Raw genomic sequence first — 530 nt, 5'->3', positions numbered from 1 at the left:
AACGCATGAACCGATCCCAGTGTTCGGTTGTAGGGTGAATCCCTGAACTGGAACGGGCCCCGCGCCGGATTGCCGGCGCGGGGCCCGTTGCGTTACCCCCACGACGACGCCCGGACCGCGTCGCCCGAATCGCTTTACCAGGATGTCGCAAGACCGACCGCCGGGGTCGCGGCGGATCCTTCGCTAGACTTGCCCGGGGTCGGAACCCACCGGGCCACCACGTTTTTGGAGGAGGACCTGTGCTCAGTGCTTTCGCACGGGCGTTTACCACGCCGGAGCTGCGCAACAAGCTGCTGTTCACACTGGGGATCATTGTGATCTACCGGTTGGGGACGTTCATCCCCGCACCGGGTGTGGACTACGGCAACGTGCAGCAGTGTCTCGCCCTGGGCAACACCACGGGTGGCGCGTACGACCTGGTCAACCTGTTCAGCGGTGGGGCCCTGTTGCAGCTGTCCATCTTCGCGCTGGGCGTGATGCCCTACATCACCGCGAGCATCATCGTGCAGTTGCTGCGCGTGGTGATCCCG

The 530-nt window shown here is 64.7% G+C and carries 1 pseudogene; it reads left to right on the top strand.

The window, feature by feature from the left end:
* Positions 1-239 precede the first annotated feature (239 nt).
* Positions 240-530 (top strand): annotated as a pseudogene (locus tag RF645_RS13355) (preprotein translocase subunit SecY); the annotation flags it as partial.

The organism is Kocuria sp. CPCC 205260, assembly GCF_040981045.1.
GTDB classification, from domain to species: Bacteria; Actinomycetota; Actinomycetes; order Actinomycetales; family Micrococcaceae; genus Kocuria; species Kocuria palustris.
The sequence above is the reverse complement of the archived record's forward strand: the minus strand, read 5'-3'. Positions and strand labels throughout refer to the sequence as shown.